We start from the raw sequence: 17,143 nt of genomic DNA on the forward strand, positions 1-17,143 counted from the left end.
CATGTTCCAGACCTCGCCCGATATGCAAGTCGTTGATATTATCCAGATGTCGCCGAAGGAGGTGTTCATGGTGGGATACGTGAGCGGGCCGGTAAAGCCGGGACAGTGGGAGCTGCGGCGCAACGGTGAGGCCGTGGCCACGGTGCAGGCCACCGGGGAAGTGCAGGTGGAGGCCGGCCGCAAGGGCAAGCTGGCCCCGCCCCGGGTTATCAGCTGCCAGGGCCAGGTAGATAAAAAGCAGTTCGATTTCACCCAGGACGAAGTAACGCTGGTGCCGCTGCCGGCTTAGCGCGGCCGGAAAAACTGCAGCACTTCCTGGTTAAACGCGGCGGGCATTTCCTGCGGGGCGTAGTGAGTAGCCCCTTCCAAAATGAGCAGCCGTCCGTTGGGCAGTGCCCGGGCAATGGCCCGCGTGTGCGCCTCCCGAATTACATCATGCTGCCCGGCCAGCACCAGCACCGGGGCCTGAATCGGGCTGATTTGCGGCAGGGTGAAGTGCGGCTCCTGCACCAGGAGGCGCACCAAGCGGGTTTCGGTGGAAGTGGCGCTACGGCTTTGGACCTGCTGTAACTGCCGCTGAAACTGCGCCAGCACGGCCGGCTCAATGGCTTTAGAAGTAGGGAATAGATTGGCTCCCATAATGGCCAGGCGGCCCACATACTCCGGGTGGTGCAGGGCCAGACTTAGCGCCGTATTGCCTCCGTCGCTCCAGCCCAGAATATTCACCCGGCGCAGGTGCAACGTATCCAGCAGCTGGCGCACATCATCGGCAAACAGCTCGTAGCTGAAATCCTGGGTGGTAAAATCCTGACTGCGGCCCTGGGCGCGGGTATCCAGGGCAATAACGTCGAACTGCCGGGCCAGCTCGGCAATCTGGAGCTGGAAAGCGGCAATGGACTGGCCGTTGCCGTGCAGCAGCAGCAGCGGCTGGCCCTTCCCGTACCGCTCGTAGTACAGCCGGCCGCCCCGCACGTGCAGGTGGTGTCCGGCGGCGGGGTTGCTGCCGTAGTGCTGAGGGTTGGTGAGTGGTAGCCCCGATTGAGAGACGAAGCGTGTGTACTGCAGGCTGTCGGGCAGCGCGTAATTTTCGGGCGTATCCGCTGCGGCCTCTTCGTTGGCAGTGGGTTGGTTGCGGGAGGTTTGGTAGGTATCGGCGGTGAAGTAGATGCTCAGGTAGCCAGCTGTTTCCTGCCAGCGGGCCTGACTTTTGTCGCGGGTGAAAATGCTGTGGCCGGGCAGCGGCACGGCGGCAAGGCCGAAGGCTTTGGGGTTGCCTTCCTGCGCCTCACTCCGGAGCCACTGCACCGTCACGGCTACTTCCTTCAGGTCCTGCAAATACAGATTATAGGGCAGCAAATCAACTTTCACCCAGCCTCGGGATTGGGTCACGGTGAAGCGGATATCAGGGTGGGAAAGGGGCTCGGCGGGGCGGCCGTTGCGTACCCGGTACAGCAGCAGCCGGAATGTAACGGCCCGGAACCGGTTGAAGGCCACAAACAGGTGCACGTCGCGCAGGCGGCAGTCCAGGGTGAGCGGCACAATGGTACCCTGTTCCTTGCCCAGCCCGTCGCTGAGCAGGCCGGGCTCGGTGTAGAGGCGGGCCGTCATGAGCGTGGAGCTGCTGGTGCGCCCGAACGTGCGGGTGCGCACCTTACCGGGCCGCACCGTTACGGTGCCCAACCGCTGGGCCAGTGGTTTCAGCTGGATAACTGCCGCTCCGGCGGTGCGCAGACTGGCTGTTGGCACCGTGGCCGGCGCATATCCCACACTGGAAACCACTACCGGGTGTTGCACCGAATCGGGGAGGTGAAACCGGAAACGTCCGGCACTGTCGGCCACGGTGCCGAAGGGGCGCCCGGCTACGCCTACCGAGGCAAAGGGTATTGGCTGGTGGGTGGCCGCATCCAGTACGGTGCCCTGCAGCCGGGCAGTCTGAGCGAATAAGGTAAACCGGAAACAGCAGAGCAGAAGCAGAAGGAAAGCCGCGCGCATAAACAGGAGGAATGTCCTCCCGGGAGTAGTAAATGCCCCGAACCGTTGCGTGTGCGGCAAAAATTCCGGGCTTTTTCTGGTTGCGCGCAGCACGTTAGGTAGTGAAGCACCTGTACTTTACTACCCAACGTGCTGCGGCTGGTGCCGGACTAGGCTGTGTCTGAAAACTCCAAAACAGTCATGCTGAGCTTGCCGAAGCATCTCTACCGCTTTGTCAGATGGTTCGCACGAAGCGGTAGAGATGCTTCGGCAAGCTCAGCATGACGTTCCGCGAGTCTCAAACGACATTTCTAGACATAGCCTAATGCAGCAATTTATAGTGGATAGGTGTGGAGCGGGCCCCAATGAGCTGCACGTAGTAAACGCCCGTACTCAATGGCACGGTGGCAATGTCCAGTTCAGTTTGGGTGCTGCCTACTGGCAGGCGCAGCTGCCCCCGGGCCAGTACCCGGCCCACCGGCGAAAGAAGCGAGTACGTAAGGGTGGCGTTCTGGGCGGGCGGAAACGTGAGGGTATAACGCCCATCGGGCGAGGGGTTGGGGTAAATGGCCGAAGGCGGAGCCAGCTGCCGAACGGTGGCTGCTGCCAGCGGCCGGGCCGCCGGGGTGCCCGTGGCCTGCCAGACTTCCAGGCCGGAGAGGTTACAGGTGCCGCCCGAGGTGGTGAGCTGCAGCTGCCCGGTGGTGACGCTCACGTCAAACGGCCCGAGCTTGCGCCAGGTGCCGGCCGGGCCGCTGTTGTAGTTGGATTGCACGGTCTGCCCATTCAGGGCCAGGCTGAAGACTTCCGCGTTGTTGTCCTCCCACACGTAGGCCCACACCCGGTATTGGCCGTTGGGCACCTGGCTGAGGGTGGCCGAGAGGCTGGTCAGGCTGTAGGCCGAGCTGCGGATCATTCCCGTACGGGCGGCATCAGTAGCCGGCAGTAGGGGCACGTTATTGTTGGAGAAGAACGTGCCGTTGGTGGTGAAGTTCGGGGCCGGCGTGCCGCTCCAGGCGTTGCCATCCAAGGTCAGGGCGGGCCCATTCAGATTCACGGCCCGGTAGAAGGTGTAGGTCAGGCTGCCAGCCGGATTCACCGTGATGCTCACCAGGTCAGCGGTGCTGCTGGCCCCGGCGTTGTCTTTCACGACGAGGCTGAATACATAGGAGCCGGCCACCAGCCCGCTAACGGTTGGCGCAGCGGTAGTCAGCGAAGAAAACACTGCCGTTGTGGGCCCGCTCACCTGGCTCCAGGTGTAGCTGCTGATGGTACCGTCGGGGTCAGTGCCGGAGCCGGCCAGCGTGGCGGAACTGGTCGGCAGCGTAACGGTTTGATCCGGCCCAGCATTAGCGGTGGGCAGCTGGTTGGTAGGCGGTGGGGGCGGGGTGCCCGTGGCCTGCCAGACTTCCAGGCCAGAGAGGTTGCAGGTGCCGCCCGAGGTGGTGAGCTGCAGCTGCCCGGTGGTGACGCTCACGTCAAACGGCCCGAGCTTGCGCCAGGTGCCGGCCGGGCCGCTGTTGTAGTTGGTCTGCACGGTCTGCCCGTTCAGGGCCAGGCTGAAGACCTCCGCGTTGTTGTCTTCCCACACATACGCCCATACCCTATACGAACCAGCCGGTACGCCGCTCATGGTAGCGGATAAACTGGTCAGGCTGTAGGCCGAGCTGCGGATCATACTGGTGCGGGCGGCATCGGTAGCCGGCAGCAGGGGCACATTCCCATTGGAGAAGAACGTGCCGTTGGTGGTGAAGTTGGCAGCAGGCGTGCCACTCCAGGCGTTGCCGTCCAGCGTCAGGGCCCCGCCGCCCAGATTCACGGCCCGGTAGAAGATGTAGGTACTGGTGGGCGGGGGTGGCCCCTGAGGATTCACCGTGATGCTCACCAGGTCAGCGGTGCTGCTGGCCCCGGCGTTGTCTTTCACGACGAGGCTGAATACATAGGAGCCGGCCACCAGCCCACTCACCGTCGGGCCCGCAACGGTGGTGGAGCTGAACGCCGCCGTAGTGGGCCCGCTCACCTGGCTCCAGGTGTAGCTGCTGATGGTACCGTCGGGGTCGTTACCGGAACCTTGAAGCACCACAGAACTAGTGGGCAACGTCAGTGTGACATCTGGGCCGGCATTGGCGGTAGGCAGCTGGTTAGTGGGCGGTGGGGGCGTACCGGAGGCCTGCCAGACTTCCAGGCCGGAGAGGTTACAGGTGCCGCCCGAGGTGGTGAGCTGCAGCTGCCCGGTGGTGACGCTCACATCAAACGGCCCGAGCTTGCGCCAGGTGCCGGCCGGGCCGCTGTTGTAGTTGGTCTGCACGGTCTGCCCATTCAGGGCCAGGCTGAAGACTTCCGCGTTGTTGTCCTCCCACACGTAGGCCCACACGCGGTAGGCCCCGTTGGGTACGCCGCTCATCGTAGCCGACAAGCTGGTCAGGCTGTAGGCCGAGCTGCGGATCATACTGGTGCGGGCCGCATCGGTGGCCGGCAGCAGGGGCACATTCCCATTGGAGAAGAACGTGCCGTTGGTGGTGAAGTTCGGGGCCGGCGTGCCACTCCAGGCGTTGCCATCCAAGGTCAGGGCCGCCCCGCCCAGGTTCACGGCCCGGTAGAAGGTGTAGGCGGGGGCGGTGCTGCAATCCGGGTTCAGGCGGATTTCCTGGGTAGTAGCCAGGCCGGCGGCGTCCGTCACGGTCAGTACCACGCGGTAGTAGTACGTTTCGGCTCCGCAGCCCAGGGGGGAAGTTGTCAGGCTCCCGGTGGCCGTAGATTGGGTCGGCTCGGGGTGTTCGTGGTCGGCGTGGTGCAGGTAGCACTGCCACAGGTAGCTAAGCTGGCCGGAGGTGTGCTCCTGGTCGGTTACGGAGGCTGTGAGGGCAAACGTGGTGGCAGTTATAATAGAGTACAGCGCGTTGTTGGCAGGGCTGGTAATGGTAACCTGGGGCGGGGTGTTATTAGCCGAGATGAGCAAGGTAGCCTGGCTACTGAGGCCCTGGTTGTCGGTTACCGTCAGCCGCACCGAGTAGGCCGCCGGAGCCGGGCCGGGGGCCATGAAGGTGTGCGTGGGGTTAGCCGCAGTGCTGCTGGTACCGTCGCCGAAGTCCCAGGCGTAGCTTAGCGGTTGGCCCTCGGGGTCGGTGGAGGCACTGCCCGTAAACTGTACCGCCAGCGGACTGGCCCCGTATTTCTTATCTGACGATGCTACGGCGACGGGCGGCTGATTGGCCGCGTTGTAGGTGATTTTGCGAATCTCGTTGGGGAAGTTTGCGTAATAGAGCCCCGGCTGCGAAGGATGGACCGCCAGCCCCACGGCAATGGCTCCGCTGGGAACAAAGTCGCGCACCACCGAGGGCACATTGCCGGCATCCACCGTCAGGCTACGCAGCCAGCCCCCCGAGTAGTCGCCGAAAAAATAGGTGTTGCGGTAGGAAGCCGGAAAATCGGCGTGCGGGTAAAACACCCCGCCCACGCTGGCACTACCCCCAAACTGCGGCCCCGCTACCGGCGAGCCGGCCGCCCCCAGGTTGGCTACCGTGGCCGTACTCCCGCTAAAGGTGCCCGTGCGCGACGGCCCGGTGCCGTGCTTCCAGTCAATGAGCGGGCGGGTGTGCACGAAGGTGGGTACCGAAGCCGCAATGGCCTGCCCCCCGCAGGGGTTCAGGAAGGTAGCCGTGCCGCCAGGCGTGGCCTGGGCAATCAAATCCTGAAAATAGTAGTACTGCTGGGTGCAGCCATTTACGCCGTACTGCGGGTTGGGCTGGTAAAAATTGTAGCGCTTCTGGGCCCCGAAGGCACTATTGGCTTCCAGACCCTCAAACAGTGGCCACCCCATATTCTGGCCCGGCCGGCTCACCACGTCCACTTCCTCCCAGGTAAAAAAACCCACGTCGCCGATGTAGAGTGTGCCGGGGTTGCCGGCCGCCGCTGAGGTGCTGCCGGTGCCGGGGCGCAGCGTCATCCGGAAAGGGTTGCGGAAGCCCAGGGCCCATACCTTGGAGCGCGGGGCCTGCGGGTCGGCGGCGTTGTAGAAGGGGTTACTGGGCACGCCTGCGCCGGTTTCGGGGTCCAGGCGCAGGATTTTGCCATTCAGGCAGTCTACCAGCTGGGCCCGGAACGCCCCCACGTTTTCCTTGCTGGTAATGATGCCGTCGGCCAGGGCCTGGGTGTAATAAGTACCGGGGTTGCTGCCGAAGTCGGCGTCGGCCCCGTTGGCCCCGTCGCCGGTAGCCACCAGCAGCGTTCCGTCCGTCCCGAACACGAGGCTGCCCGTTACGTGGCTGCGCTCCAGCGAAGGCACCCCGGTGGCTTTGGTGGCCCCCAGCAGCACCCGGCGGCTGGCCGGGTTCACCGAGTACACGCCCCCGCTCAGGGTGGCCGTGTAGCGCGTAAGCCGGCCAATGGTGGCGCTGAAATAGTCGTTAGTGGCGGGGTTGTAGGCTGCCGTACCGTAGTTGAGCAGGTGGTGGCGGTCCACCAGGTAAAAGAGGTAGAAGTAGCCGTTGGTTTCAAACTGCGGGTGCAGCGCCAGCCCCAGCAGGCCGTGGTCGTGCCAGGCACCCACTTCCTCGCTGATATCGAGCAGCAGGCGGCGCTGCCCGTTCTGCACCGTCCAGACCTTGCCGGGCCGCTCCCACACAAACATGTGCGAGCCGGAGGCCGTGAACGTCAGACCCACGGCCTCATTCCACTGGTCTGAAACCAGGGTAGAGGTAAACCCGGTGGGGGGAGTCTGGGCTGGCAGTGCCAGCGGGCAAAGCAGCGCAGACAGTAGCCAGGCAAGAATATGGTAATGCATAACCGGAAAAGGTTAAAATGAAACATGCCGCCTCCCGGCCAACTCCCGGGCAGGCAGCGGAACAAAGCCAGAAAGAAGGGATAGAATGGGGCGCAGCCTGCAGCCCGCGCCGGAGCCATGGGCCACGCGCAGCCTGCAGTAAGTCAGTTCTGCGTTCAAAAAAGCATGTGTGCAGGCCGATTAAGTTCTGGCGGCCCGATCCAATTAGTACACCATTCCCTGCACCAGTGCCATCCTTTGGGGCGGCACCACACTACAAATCAGCCCGGCTCCCGGCCGGGCCACCCAACAACCCGCAAGCAGCACTGAACGGTGGTGGTAGAAATAGTAATTTACAGTAATTTTTAAATAAAATATATAATTTATTTAATAAATAAAAATAAGTGTATAGTGATTCTGCTGTGCAGAGCCGGGCTGTCGTTAATACCGCCTTTCCTTCCGCGCTGCGCTCAGGTCCAGCAGATACTCGCAGGCCCGGCGGAAACCATCCGGTTTGTCGGGGCTATGGCGGAGTACCGCGTGGTAACTATCGGCCGTGTGGGCTTCCAGCATCCAGTAGGCCCCGTCCACTACAGTACTGGATTCACAGACCGTTTGCCGTGAAAAGCCACTCCGTTGCAGGAGCTGCTGAAACTGCTGCCATTGCTGCGGCGTGAGGAGGCGGGTGGTTTCCAGCTGCGGTAGTTGCTCGGCCGGGCGGTTCGTTTCGGCTAGTTTGCGTTGCACTTCCGGGTTTTTCTGTTCCAGGTCGAACTCGCGCTGTAGCCGGGCTGCTTCCTGGGGTGAGGCTGTTGGGGGAATGAATAGAATTACGGCAAGCCTGGGAGCTGAGGCTGATTTGGTGAGGAACTGAGTCCGGAGCGTGGCCCCATCGGCCTGCTGCGTGAGGGTCAGTAATACGGGCCGGTGGAAAGACTGCAGCCACAAAAACCGGTAGGTATCGTGGCCCAGGTAGTAGTTCGACAGCACCGGTGCCCCAAAGCAGTGCAGGTTAGCGGAGGCCCCGCCGAATACTTCCCGGCAATACGCAGCCTGGGTATTCTGTTCCTCCGCACTCAACTGGTTTGCAGTCAGAACAGGCTTACTCGCCAAATCTGCCGCCGGGAAATAGAACGTGCTGGAATCCCGTGGCTGGCCTTGCGCATCCGAAACGGCCGGATTCTGTGGATACCTGGACTGGCTGACAGCAGGCGAGGAGCAGGCCCCCAATAGCAGCGAAATTAGTACAAGGATACGGCGCATGGATGGCAGGATAAGAGGATAAACCAGTCGGCCGCAAGGTAGGAACCAGCGTTGCCGTACACCAAACCCACCCCGCTTCGCGTTAAAACCCGCAGAAAGGCCCATTTCGCGGCAACCCCGCCCGAACTTTTCGCTACTTTTGGCTACCCCCGTTGCGGCTTCCCGCCGCGGCTCCTCTTCCGCGTAACGCTTTCTGATGAAACTATTCCCCCGCCTGGCGCTGGCCGCCTCCCTTTCCGCTGCCGCCCCGCTGGCAGCTTCGGCCCAGCAAACGCAGGTGTTCACCGCTGATGAACGCCACTTCCAGGAAGGCCTCGAACTATTCGACCGTGGCAAGTACGGCGCGGCCCAGCAGGCTTTCCAACGCTACCTCGACCTCACCCAGCGCCGCACCGGCGAGCTGGCCCCCGGCCGCACCCAGGATGCCGAATACTACTACGCCGTAGCCGGCCTCTACCTGTTCCACCCCGACGCCGAGGACCGCATCCTGGCCTTCGCCACTCAAAACCAGGCCCACCCCAAGGCTGCCCAGGCCTATTTCGAGCTGGGCAAGTTCTACTTCGATAAGAAGGACTACGTGCGCGCCATCGACTACCTGCAGAAGGTGGGGCCCGATAATCTCACCGACGACCAGCGGGCCGAGGCTGAGTTCAAGCTCGGCTACGCCTACTTCGCCCAGAAGGAGTTCGACAAGGCCAAGCTGCAGTTCGACCGCAACAAAGCTGGCAACCACCAGTACCGCTACGCCAGCTCCTACTACGCCGGCTACCTGGCCTACCGCGCCGGCGACTACGCCGGGGCCCGCAAAGACCTGGCCGTGGCCGAGCAGAACGACGCCTATAAGCCCGTGGTGCCGGCCGTTATGTCGCAGATATACTACAAGGAAGGCGACTACGACGGGCTGATTGCCTACGCCACGCCGGCCCTGCAGCAAACCCCGCCGCCCCAGAGCGCCGACGAGATTCAGCTGCTGATGGGCGACGCCTACTACCAGAAGGAGGATTTCAAGCAGGCCGCCGAGTACTTCGACAAGTACGCCGCCGGCCGCAAGAAAATCGAGCCCGAGGTGCAGTACAAAATCGGGTACGCCAACTTCAAGCAGGGCGACTTCAAAGGAGCCATTGGCAACCTGAAAGGCGTGGCCGCCCGTCGCGACTCACTGGGGCAGAACGCCGCCTACCACCTGGGGCTGAGTTACCTGAAAACCAGCCAGAAGCCGCTTGCTTTGAACTCGTTTGATGCGGCCCGCAAGCTCACCTTCGATAAGGTAATTACCGAAAACGCCACGCTGAAGTACGCCCAGGTAAGCTACGAGCTGGGCAACACCCAGGAAGTCATCAACGCCCTGCGCGACTTTGGCAAGCGGTACCCCCGCTCCAAGAACCGCGCCGCCGCCGACGACATCCTGAGCCAGAGCTTCCTCAACTCCTCCGACTACGCCCAGGCGCTCAACTACCTCGACAACCTCGACGACCGGAGCCAGAAGCTCAACGCCACGTACCAGCGCGTGGCCTACCTGCAGGCGGCCACCCTCTACAACGACAACCGCTACCAGGATGCCCTGCCGGTGCTCGATAAGAGCCTGAAGTACCCCGAGGACGAGGCCCTGCGTGCCGCCGCCCAGGTGCTGAAGGGCGAAATCTACAGCATTGGGCAGCAGTACCAGCCCGCCATTACGGCCTACACCGCCGCCGCCCGCACGGCCCGCACCGGCTCGGCTTCCGAAACCGACTTCGACCAGAAGGCCCGCTACGGCCTGGGCTACGCCTACTACAACACCAAGCAGTACGACCGGGCCCGCCAGCAGTTCCAGGCCTGGCTGCAGGACCCCGTGGCCAAGCCCGCCGACGCCAACTACTACGACGTGACCCTGCGCCTGGGCGACACCTACTACATCGGCAAGCAGTACCAGCAGGCCCTGGAGCAGTACAACAAAGTCATTCAGGCCAACGCCGCCGATAAGGACTACGCCTACTACCAGAAAAGCGTGGTGCTGGGGCTGCTGGGCCGGCGCGAGGAGGCCGGTGCCACGCTGAGCACCCTGCTCAAAACCTCGCCCAACTCCCGATACGCCGACGACGCGGTGTACCAGCAGGCCCAGCTCGATTACGAGGCCGGCTCGTTCCAGCCCGCCGTGGATGGCTTCACCAAGCTCATCAACAACCGCCCCAACTCAGCCCTGATTCCGCAGGCTCTGCAGAAGCGCGGCGTGGCCTACCAGAACCTGGATCAGCACGACAAGGCCGCCGAGGACTTCAAGCGGGTGCTTACCCAGTTTCCGCGCACCAAGGCCGCCAGCAGCGCCATCTACAGCCTGCAGGAAAGCCTGAGCGCCCAGGGCAAGACGGAGGAATTCGACCAGTACCTGGCCCAGTTCAAGCAGCAGAACCCCGACAGCAAGGCCACTGAAAGCGTGGAGTTTGAGGCTGCTAAGTCCTTGTACTTGGCTGAGAAGTACGCCCAGGCCATTCCGCGCCTGGAAGGCTACCTGCAGCAGTACCCCAGCACCACTCTGGCCGCCGACGGCCGCTACTTCCTGGCCGATTCCTACCTGCGCACGGGCCGCAAAACCGACGCGCTGCCCCGCCTGAAAGCGGTGGTAGAGGAAGGCAAGAGCGAGTTCGTGAACCGGGCCGTGGGCCGGGTAGCCGACCTGGAATTTGAAAACAAGAACTACGCCGAGGCCGCCAAATACTACGGCCGCCTGCGCGAGGTGTCGCAGAACAAGCGCGAGGTGGCCAACGCCGGCATCGGGCTGATGAAGAGCTATTACGAGGCCGGCGACCTGGAAGGTACCCGCCGGGTGGCCCAGGAACTGCAGGCCCAGGGCGGCGCTTCGCTCAACGCCACCAACCTGGCGCTGCTGTACCTGGGCAAGGCCACCTACAAAGCCGGCAGCCTGGAGCAGGCCATCGGGGAGCTGACCACGGCCGCCGCCACTGCCAAGGACGAGAGCGGGGCCGAAGCCCAGTACCTCATTGCCAGCGCCCTTTACCAGCAGAAGAAGTACCCCGAGGCCCTGGACGCGGCCTACAAGAGCAATTCCGACTTCGCCAACTACGACCTGTGGCTGGGCCGGGCCTTCCTGCTGATTTCCGACATCTACGTGGCCCAGAACGAAATCTTCCAGGCCCGGGCCACGCTCAACTCCATCATCGACAACAAATTTCCGGTAGCCGAAATTGTGGCCGGGGCCAAGGAGCGCCTGGCCACCCTGCCCGCCGACCCCGCCGCGCCGGCCCCAGCCCCGCCGAAAGCCACGCCTAAGTCGGCTCCGGCCACCACGCCAAAATCAACCACCAAACCCGGTACTACCACCAAGCCCACCGGCAAAACGACTCCGGGCAAAACGCCGGTGCGCAACTCCCTGGCTCCCTCGGAGGTGCAACCCGCCGATACGACAACCAACCCCGGGCCCACGCCAGTCGAGAACTAACGGCGTAGCAGTAGCTGTAAGCACTGCTTGATGTTGCGCGTAGTAATTGGTTGATAATAAGAAATAAATCCTGAGTAATAGGAGAGAAGTGACAAGCTTCTAACGGGCCTGAATCCTGACTTTCCTACTTGCTTGAGTTTCCCAGATAGAATGACACATTCGTCGAAACTGCTGGCCGCTGCGGCCCTGCTGACTGCCACCGCCCACGGTACCGATGCCTGGGCGCAGAAGACGCGCGGCAAGATTGAGGACGCCGAAATTGAGATTGTGAAGGAGCGGGTGAACGAGCTGCCCGAGGCCACCCGCAATTTTGAGAAGGTAAAAATTGAGGCTCCTGCCAAATCCACGGAGCCCGTCAATTATTCCTTTTCTGATTTCCGCCTGCCCGCCGACAAGCTCAACCCCTCGGTGCGGGTGCTCACCATCCGGCAGGAAGAGCTGGCCCCGCTCACCGGCAACTACCTCAAGGCTGCATTGGGCAACTACGGCACCGTCTATGGGCGGGCCTACCTGCACAACACCCGCTCCGAAGCCGGCAGCTACGGCCTCGATTTCAAGCACCTGTCGTCGGCCAACGGGCCAGTGGACCGCCGCAACTCCGGCCAGAGCCAGACCAGCCTGGGCCTGAATGGCGAAACCTATCAGGGCCCGCTGGTGCTGGGTGCTAAGGTAGACGTGGGCCGGGAGCGGTATAACTTCTACGGCTACAACGGCAACGTGCTGCGCGAGCTGCCCAAGGCCGACAGCATCAAGCAGGTATTCAAGCGTGCGGCCGTGAAGGTGTACGCCCGCAACCGGGCCAAAGACGCCGCTTTCCAGTATGATTTTGGCCTGGGCTTCAACTACTGGTCAGACTTCTACAACGCCCGGGAAAGCAACGTGTACGCCACCCTGCGCTCGGGTTACACGCTGGGCGAAACCAGCCGGGTGAGCGTGAACGGCGACGTATCGTTCATCTCTCACAAGGATTCGCTCACCGTGAGCCGGCCCTTCGTGCAGGTAACGCCCGCCTACGAGCTGACGCTGGACCGGCTGGCCTTGTCGGTGGGCGCTACGCTGGGCTACACCGGCGACACCATCGGTAAGGCCCGGCAGTTCAACGCCTACCCGGCCATCCGGGCGGCTTACACCGTAACGGAGGATAAATTCGTGGCCTACGCGGGCCTGGGTGGCGCCATTCAGCGCGTAACGCTCTACGACCTGTCCACCGAAAACCCTTGGCTGGCCCCCAACGTGCGCGTGGCCGACACCCGCCGCGGCCCCACGCTCTACTTCGGCTTCCAGGCCACGCCGGCCCGGGCCCTAGAAGTAAATGCCCGCGTCACGCTCAGCAACGACCGGAACCTGTACTTCTACAACAACTCCCGCCGCGACTCCAGCAAGTTTGATCTGGTGTACGATAAGAAAGCCACCCAATTGGTGAACGTGCACGGTGAAATCATCTACAACGCCGCCGAGCAGTTTCGCCTGGGCTTCAAGGCCGACTACAACGGCTACAACGTGAAGACGCTGGCCAAGGCTTTCCACCGTCCGGCCTTCCAGGGCGTACTCTTCGGCACGTATAATTTCTACGACAAGCTGCTGGTGGGCGGCGAGCTGTACACCTACAGCTCCAGCTTTGGCACCGGCCTGCAGCGGCGCGAAATTCCTTCCGTGCCACCCGGTCCTTCTCCCGTTATCTACACCCGCACGGTACGCCCCACCGACTCGGTTATCGACCTGAATCTGCGGGCTGATTACCGGATTATGGAAAATCTGTCCATATTTGCTTTGGGCAACAACCTCATTGGCCGCAAGTACGAGCGGTTCCTGAACTATCCGGTGAAGGGAATCAACGTGCTGGCCGGTGTCACGTATGACTTTTAATTCGGCGCTGTTTTAATGCGGAACCAACCGGCTAATCATCTGTCATCCTGAGTACAGCGAAGGACCCTGCTCCGTCTGAACGCATAACCGGACCGGTTATGAAAGCGGCGCAAGGTCCTTTGGCGTACCCAAGATGCGGGGTGGTTTAGCTGTTATCCGTCCGGCGTTTTCTTCTTACCAGTACCCGCAACCGAATGCTCTCTGACCATATCCGCACCTTGCTCCGGAACCATGACTGCGTCATTATTCCTGATTTTGGGGGGCTGATTGCTGACTACGCGCCCGCCCGAATTCATCCGGTGCGGCACACGCTGGCTCCGCCAGCCAAGCGTGTGGCCTTCAATCAGTCGCTCACCCGCAACGATGGACTACTGGTAGATGCCCTGAGCGCTCAGCTCAGCATCAGCGCGACGCAGGCCCGGCAACTCGTGCGTGAGGCCGTACTGCGGATGGAGCGGGAGCTGGAAAGCGGTGCCCGTACCGAGCTGGAGGGAGTAGGCGTGTTTCGCCGCACTCCCGGCCGCGGGCTGGAGTTCGAATACACCGGGGCACAGAACCTGCTTAATGCCAGCTTCGGGCTACCCGAGCTGGTGTCGCGGCCGGTGCGCGCCACGGATGCCCTGCTGGCCCGGGAGCGGCCGGTTCCTGCGCCGCTGCTGGCGGCTTCCCGCTCCCAAAAAATGGCGCGGGCGTTTCGCTCGGTCGGTACGGTCGTCATTGCGGGCCTCGTGCTATCGGCCAATTACATCTTTGCCGATATGTTCGGCTACCTGCCGGACCAGCTGCGTTTGCCGTCATCTACGGCAACAGCAGCTACCCCGGCTCCTGCAGTCGTTGAAATGCCGGTTCGCAGCCAGCAAGCCGCGTTGGGCAACCCACCGTCGGAACTGGCTGCTACGCCAACGCCCTCCAGTATGCCCGCTTCCGAAAAGCCTCAGCCTGCCTTGGCGGCTAAGGCTGCAGTTCCGGAAGCTACACCCGTGGTTGTAGCCCGCCCGGCCGTAGCGACAACCGTGGTAGCTAAGCCGGCCGCCAAACCTGTGGTCCAAACTGTAAAGGGCAGAGCTACCGCCAAGTCAGCAGTTAAAGCCCCGGGTTGGGAAAAAGCAGCGGCCACTAATGCAACCAACGCAGCTGTTTCCTCGACAATTAATCACCGCACCGGGCGTTACTTCATTGTGGCGGGCTCTTATACCAGCTTGGCCAACGCTGAAAAGGGGCGGCAGGCACTGGTCCGGCTAGGCCATCCGGCCCGCGTGATTCTGCCGGCCGCGGGCAGCCGCCAGTACATGCTGTCGGTAGCTGATTACCCGGACCGGGCTTCGGCTGACCGGCAGGCCAGTATCCTGCGCAAGCGCCTGGGTGACCTGTGGATCAAAAATTACTAATCTCCCACTTGAAGTAATTCTACGCATTTGTGAAAAGCTAAAACACTGGAGGCTACCTGATTAGGGCCTTGGTGTTTTAGCTTTTCTTTTGCTTTTTATTCTCTCTCCCGCATGACGCACCTGCTTTCTTTGCTGCTGCAACTACAGGTTGGTGACGCGGCCCCCGCCGCTTCGCCCGCCGCCGCTGCCGATTCTGCCGCTACGGCAGCCAACGCCGCCGCCGCCGCCGCGCCCGGCCTCTCGCTCATCGACCTGATTCTGGCCGGGGGCTGGATTATGGTACCGCTGTTTCTGCTCTCGTTTATTTCCATCTACATCATCCTGGAGCGCTACATTACCATCCGCAAGGCGGGGGCCGTGCCTGAATCGTTCATGCCCGGCATCCGCAATCTGATGGTGAAAGGGGACCTGCAGGGAGCCAAAATGCTCTGCGCCCAGAATGCCACCCCGCTGGCCCGCATGATTGAGAAGGGTATCCGCCGCATTGGCCTGCCGCTCAAAGAAATCGAAACCAGCGTGGAAAACGTGGGCAAAATTGAAATTGCCCGCCTCGAGAAGAACATCAACGTGCTGGGCATTATTGCGGGCGTGGCCCCCATGCTCGGCTTCGTGGGTACCATTATCGGGGTAATCAAGATTTTCTACGCCATCAGCTCCACCGGCGACTTCGGCATTGCCCAGATTTCGGGCGGTCTGTACACCAAAATGGTAACCTCGGCCGCCGGCCTCATTGTGGGTATCATCGCCCACGTTGGCTACCACTGGCTAAGCATCATGGTCGAGCGCATGGTTTTCCGCATGGAAAACTCCGCCATTGAGTTCATGGATATTCTGCAGGACAATTAGCGTTAATGTGTTTGAATGTGCGAAACGTGGTAAATGTGTCTGTTCTGACACAACCGGATACCATTTCTCACATTCTGCACATTCAGCCACATTTCTCACATTCACGCAATGGACCTCAGCCGGCGTCGTAAGCTTTCTTCCCACGTCGAGACCAGCTCGATGAACGACATCATGTTCTTTCTGATGCTGTTCTTCCTGATTGTGTCGACGATGGTGAACCCCAACATTATCAAGCTCATGCTGCCCAGCGCCAAGAGCAGCAAGCAGATGATGAAACAGCCCATTACTATTTCGGTGGATGCCGGCGGGGCCTACTTCATTGACCGCCAGCCCACCAGCGCCCAGCAGCTGGAAGGCGAGCTGCAGCGCCGCATTCAGGGCCTGGAAAGCCCCACCGCCGTGCTGCGGGTGGATGCTTCCCTGAACGTGCAGAAACTGGTGGACATTCTCGAAATCGGCAACCGCCTCAAGATTAAGATGGTCATGGCCACCCAGGCCCAGCAGGGGAAATAAGATTTTCGTTTTTCGTTGGTCGTTTTTTGTTTTTCGGCTCGTTTAAAAACGGGTAGCAGTAGCAAAGCAACAGGCACCAACCCAGCCAACGGAAAACAAAAAACGACCAACGAAAAACAAAGATGGAATACCGGGAAGAACATCGGCGGGAGGCCCTGATTGGCACCGTGGTGCTGCACGCGGCCCTGGCGGCGCTGTTCATCTTCACCGTCTTCAAAGGCCCCGATCCGCCGCTGGAGTCCCTCGGTGGCGACGGGGTGGAGTTGAACTACGGCGTAGATGAAGTCGGCTCCGGCGACATCCAGAGCCAGGCCCCGGCCAACGAGTCGCAGAACCGGGAGGACAGCCGCCCGCCCGCTGCCCAGCCCGACCCCACGCCCCCGCAGCCCACCGCCCAGCCCGACCCGACCCCGCCCAGCGAGGCGCGCGTAGTGACCAGCGAAGCGGAGGAAAGCCCCGTGACGGCCCCGCCGGTAGAAAAGCCGGCCCCGCAGCGCGAGGAAGTGAAGCCCGAGCCGCCCCGGCCCAAAGTGGATCAGCGGGCCGTGTTCACGCCCCGCGCCAACCGCGCCGAGGGTGGCGGCAACGGCGTAAACGGCACCAGCAACGCGCCCACCGGCAACAACAACGGCGACAACCCCGGCACCGTGGGCGACAAGGGTGACCCGCGCGGCACCTACGGCGGCACGGCCTACTCCGGCGAGCCGGGCAGCGGCGGCCGCGGCACCAGCCCCGGCAGCGGCGGCCTGGAAATGGCCGGCTGGGCGTTTGTAACCCGGCCCAACGTGCCGGCCCTTGACAACAACTCCGGCTTTGTGCGTTTCAAAATTAAAATCAACGCCGATGGGGAAGTGGAGGCCGTTACCAAAGTGGCGGGCAATGTAACGCCAGCCCAGGAGAAGGTGTGCCGCGACGCTCTGGAAAACGTGGAGTTTCGCCGCACCAGTTCGGCCGAGGGCGGGGCCACCGGCTTCTACACCTTCCGCTTCACGGTGCGATAGGCCGCAGCCCTAACCACGCACAAGCGCCACTCCGGTTCCGGGGTGGCGCTTGTGCGTGGTTAGGGCTGCGGGCAAGTGGCCGAGTCGGCTACCTTTG

At 62.2% G+C, this 17,143-nt stretch carries 10 protein-coding genes; 7 read left to right on the forward strand and 3 right to left on the reverse strand.

Going from position 1 to position 17,143, the window contains the following annotated elements; translation table 11 throughout:
• Window position 1: 1 nt before the first annotated feature.
• Window positions 2–289 (forward strand): hypothetical protein, encoded by a 288-nt coding sequence (locus tag ACN19L_RS02550; RefSeq protein ID WP_426491980.1) that lies wholly within the window; start codon window positions 2–4, stop codon window positions 287–289.
• Here the strand turns inward: ACN19L_RS02550 and ACN19L_RS02555 are convergent.
• The 3 genes from ACN19L_RS02555 to ACN19L_RS02565 all read right to left on the reverse strand — a co-directional run bounded on the left by ACN19L_RS02555 (window position 286) and on the right by ACN19L_RS02565 (window position 7,996).
• On the reverse strand, window positions 286–1,992 hold the full coding sequence (locus ACN19L_RS02555; RefSeq protein ID WP_426491981.1) for an alpha/beta fold hydrolase: 1,707 nt from the start codon (window positions 1,990–1,992) through the stop codon (window positions 286–288). The genes ACN19L_RS02550 and ACN19L_RS02555 overlap by 4 nt on opposite strands.
• A 301-nt stretch (window positions 1,993–2,293) precedes the next feature.
• Window positions 2,294–6,754 carry a PKD domain-containing protein gene (locus ACN19L_RS02560; protein WP_426491982.1) on the reverse strand — a complete coding sequence of 1,487 codons (4,461 nt, stop codon included), beginning with the start codon at window positions 6,752–6,754 and terminating at the stop codon, window positions 2,294–2,296.
• A 420-nt stretch (window positions 6,755–7,174) separates the two neighbouring features.
• Window positions 7,175–7,996: a hypothetical protein gene (locus ACN19L_RS02565; protein ID WP_426491983.1), complete on the reverse strand. Its 822-nt coding sequence runs from the start codon at window positions 7,994–7,996 to the stop codon at window positions 7,175–7,177.
• Window positions 7,997–8,192: 196 nt separating this feature from the next.
• Here ACN19L_RS02565 and ACN19L_RS02570 point away from each other — a divergent pair, with 196 nt between their 5' ends.
• The 6 genes from ACN19L_RS02570 to ACN19L_RS02595 all read left to right on the forward strand — a co-directional run bounded on the left by ACN19L_RS02570 (window position 8,193) and on the right by ACN19L_RS02595 (window position 17,046).
• Window positions 8,193–11,432: a tetratricopeptide repeat protein gene (locus ACN19L_RS02570; RefSeq protein ID WP_426491984.1), complete on the forward strand. Its 3,240-nt coding sequence runs from the start codon at window positions 8,193–8,195 to the stop codon at window positions 11,430–11,432.
• 150 nt (window positions 11,433–11,582) lie between these two features.
• Window positions 11,583–13,298, forward strand: a complete 1,716-nt coding sequence (locus ACN19L_RS02575) for a hypothetical protein (protein ID WP_426491985.1) — start codon at window positions 11,583–11,585, stop codon at window positions 13,296–13,298.
• A gap of 194 nt (window positions 13,299–13,492) precedes the next feature.
• Window positions 13,493–14,686 (forward strand): SPOR domain-containing protein, encoded by a 1,194-nt coding sequence (locus tag ACN19L_RS02580; RefSeq protein WP_426491986.1) that lies wholly within the window; start codon window positions 13,493–13,495, stop codon window positions 14,684–14,686.
• Between the two features lie 111 nt (window positions 14,687–14,797).
• Complete coding sequence (locus ACN19L_RS02585; RefSeq protein ID WP_426491987.1) at window positions 14,798–15,532, forward strand: MotA/TolQ/ExbB proton channel family protein; 735 nt, start codon at window positions 14,798–14,800, stop codon at window positions 15,530–15,532.
• A gap of 108 nt (window positions 15,533–15,640) precedes the next feature.
• Window positions 15,641–16,045: an ExbD/TolR family protein gene (locus tag ACN19L_RS02590; protein ID WP_426491988.1), complete on the forward strand. Its 405-nt coding sequence runs from the start codon at window positions 15,641–15,643 to the stop codon at window positions 16,043–16,045.
• A 122-nt stretch (window positions 16,046–16,167) separates the two neighbouring features.
• Window positions 16,168–17,046, forward strand: coding sequence for a hypothetical protein (locus ACN19L_RS02595; RefSeq protein ID WP_426491989.1), 879 nt, complete (start codon window positions 16,168–16,170; stop codon window positions 17,044–17,046).
• Window positions 17,047–17,143: the final 97 nt, after the last annotated feature.

The organism is Hymenobacter sp. 102 (assembly GCF_049949205.1).
GTDB lineage: Bacteria > Bacteroidota > Bacteroidia > Cytophagales > Hymenobacteraceae > Hymenobacter.

What these genes read in the sequence shown, in the direction of transcription:
- ACN19L_RS02550 (WP_426491980.1), top strand. Translation starts at nt 2, where the DNA reads ATGTTCCAGACCTCGCCCGATATGCAAGTCGTTGATATTATCCAGATG.
- ACN19L_RS02555 (WP_426491981.1), bottom strand. Translation starts at nt 1,992, where the DNA reads ATGCGCGCGGCTTTCCTTCTGCTTCTGCTCTGCTGTTTCCGGTTTACC.
- ACN19L_RS02560 (WP_426491982.1), bottom strand. Translation starts at nt 6,754, where the DNA reads ATGCATTACCATATTCTTGCCTGGCTACTGTCTGCGCTGCTTTGCCCG.
- ACN19L_RS02565 (WP_426491983.1), bottom strand. Translation starts at nt 7,996, where the DNA reads ATGCGCCGTATCCTTGTACTAATTTCGCTGCTATTGGGGGCCTGCTCC.
- ACN19L_RS02570 (WP_426491984.1), top strand. Translation starts at nt 8,193, where the DNA reads ATGAAACTATTCCCCCGCCTGGCGCTGGCCGCCTCCCTTTCCGCTGCC.
- ACN19L_RS02575 (WP_426491985.1), top strand. Translation starts at nt 11,583, where the DNA reads ATGACACATTCGTCGAAACTGCTGGCCGCTGCGGCCCTGCTGACTGCC.
- ACN19L_RS02580 (WP_426491986.1), top strand. Translation starts at nt 13,493, where the DNA reads ATGCTCTCTGACCATATCCGCACCTTGCTCCGGAACCATGACTGCGTC.
- ACN19L_RS02585 (WP_426491987.1), top strand. Translation starts at nt 14,798, where the DNA reads ATGACGCACCTGCTTTCTTTGCTGCTGCAACTACAGGTTGGTGACGCG.
- ACN19L_RS02590 (WP_426491988.1), top strand. Translation starts at nt 15,641, where the DNA reads ATGGACCTCAGCCGGCGTCGTAAGCTTTCTTCCCACGTCGAGACCAGC.
- ACN19L_RS02595 (WP_426491989.1), top strand. Translation starts at nt 16,168, where the DNA reads ATGGAATACCGGGAAGAACATCGGCGGGAGGCCCTGATTGGCACCGTG.